At 42.5% G+C, this 2,270-nt stretch carries 2 protein-coding genes and 1 pseudogene; all 3 read left to right on the top strand.

What is annotated here, in order from left to right; all coding sequences use genetic code 11:
- Positions 1–1,633: RHS repeat domain-containing protein (locus HMPREF9969_RS08120; RefSeq protein WP_009435338.1), on the top strand; the 1,633-nt coding region annotated here is incomplete at its 5' end.
- Entirely contained in the window at positions 1,599–2,045 is a 447-nt protein-coding gene (locus HMPREF9969_RS08125; RefSeq protein WP_050899974.1) for a hypothetical protein, read from the top strand. The genes HMPREF9969_RS08120 and HMPREF9969_RS08125, both read left to right, overlap by 35 nt.
- Positions 2,014–2,270: pseudogene (locus HMPREF9969_RS08130) on the top strand (hypothetical protein); the annotation flags it as partial. The gene HMPREF9969_RS08125 and the pseudogene HMPREF9969_RS08130, both read left to right, overlap by 32 nt.

The following is a 2,270-nucleotide window of genomic DNA, read 5'->3' on the forward strand; positions in this document are numbered from 1 at the left end:
CACGTATGATGCCAACGGTAATCCAACGCTGGTAACGAACGATTCGGCGAATACTACCCGTGAGATGTATTGGGATGAAGATAACCGCCTGATGGTCTTAAGCGATAACGGCAAGACGAGTCGTTATACTTACAACGCTGCTGGTGAACGTATTATGAAGAGTTATGGTACGATGGAAGGTGTGTATATCAATGGAGCACCACAAGGTATTACTTTCCATGAGACGGATAACTTCACGCTCTATCCTGCCTCAATAATCAGCATTAACAAGAACCGCTTTACAAAGCATTACTTCATTGGTGACAAACGAGTTGCTTCAAGGATAGGAACAGGTCTGTTCAATAATGTCTATGGGCGTAATGGCTCTTACGTAACAGCTGGTCAGCAGGATTATGCTGAACGTATGAACCAAATCCAACGTCAGAAGGAAGCGTATTATAAGCAGCAGGGCATTGCTCCTGGTGTACCTACAATGAAGGGCGCGTATGGTGACCCAGAGAATACAAAACGAGGATATAACTCTATCATTGACACACTCGGCAACCATGATGTGCCACAGGGTTGGATACAGACTCCACGCCCCAACACCACACCGAATACCAATCCCGGTCCACCTGTAAGCTGGAATGACCCGAGCAACCCTGATGACCCGCAGGCTGGTTATGGCTACATTCCTAATGATACCACACGTGAAGAGACCTTCTTCTATCACAGTGACCACCTCGGCTCAACATCTTACATCACAGATGATAAAGCCAATATCACTCAGTATGATGCTTACCTGCCATACGGTGAACTGTTGGTTGACGAACATAGTAGCAGTGAAGAACTACCCTATAAGTTCAACGGCAAACAGTTTGATGAAGAGACTGGTCTGTACTATTACGGTGCAAGATACATGGACCCAATCATAAGTTTGTGGTATGGGGTGGATAATTTAACAGAAAAGTATGTGTCGGTAAGTTCGTATACATATTGTAACGGGAGTCCAATTGCGAATATCGATGTTATGGGAATGTTCCCTAAGGGCATTGTTGTAAAACATGTCGAAACCGTTGTTCGGTACCAAGCAGTAGGCTCCGCCAATACGTTAATGGGGATACCCCATGAAGTAACATACTATACCTTTACGGAATCAGCCGCTCACTTATTGTCTTTGGTAGCGAACGTTCCCATTACGTATGTGAAGAATGCAAGGCTTGAAGAATTCATTTCTCAACCCGAAGGCAATTGCATTACAATTGGCGGCTCTCCCAATAATGCACGAATCCTTGTGTCGCCATATTATCTTGATAATAGCAAAAGTGGGCAGGATTATGACCTCTGGTTCCGCCAATTCTCGCACGAGGTGGGACACACTAAGCAGATTGCGCGCGATAAGGGTCTGACAAAATATTTGCTTAAAACAATAGCAGGTTATATTAAGGCTGGCAACCACGACGATGCTCTTCGCGAAATAGAGGCTGAGCAAGGGACTAAAACATATAAAGCTTTCCGCGGCTTCGTTAAGACACACTTCAAAGCATCTGTCGAGAATTTGTTTAAGAATGACAAACTGAAGGAGAAAGACAAAATCGAACAAATCAATAAATGGTGGAATGAATTCAAAAAACAGACAAGCAATAAAAAATAGAATAATATTGGTAACAATAGTGTTTACACTTTGTGCATGCGACAATCATGATTTCACGTTTGACGAAGAGAAACAGACTTTCTACGTGTATGATATGTTAAGTTTTTATATTGAGCCTGATGGCGAAAAAGAATTATTTTATTCCTATAATATAGAGTTAAAAGAAAAAAAGAAAGAAAAAGGAATTGACACACTTGATCTAAATAATATTTCTTCGAAATATCAAGTGGAGGCATGCTTTCCTAACATTGATACGGTTGTAAATAATCCAAAGCGTGCCGTATTGGCACCCGACACTCGATATAGAGTCGTGCACATGGGAATGGGAAGAGTGTATGGTGTCAAATATTATCAGACAGATTCCACAGGGAAACTAAAAAATGAAGAAGAACCAAAGTCAAGTACAAGGTAAAGAAACTACTCTTGGAGAAAGACCAATACGCATTTATATCTATGAGGCGTTAAACCGACTGATTCATGCTACAGGCAAGGCGAAGAACGCCAGTTACGACATGGCAATGACCTTCGGCAGGATGAGCGAGCCGCTGACGTAGATCCAGAAGGTAGACTCTACGAACACAGCCAAGAGTTATAACTTCGCTTATAAATACGAGGACAGTAACCATCCGACGGCTCC

The sequence above is a fragment of the Prevotella sp. oral taxon 306 str. F0472 genome, assembly GCF_000257925.1.
Lineage (GTDB): Bacteria > Bacteroidota > Bacteroidia > Bacteroidales > Bacteroidaceae > Prevotella > Prevotella vespertina.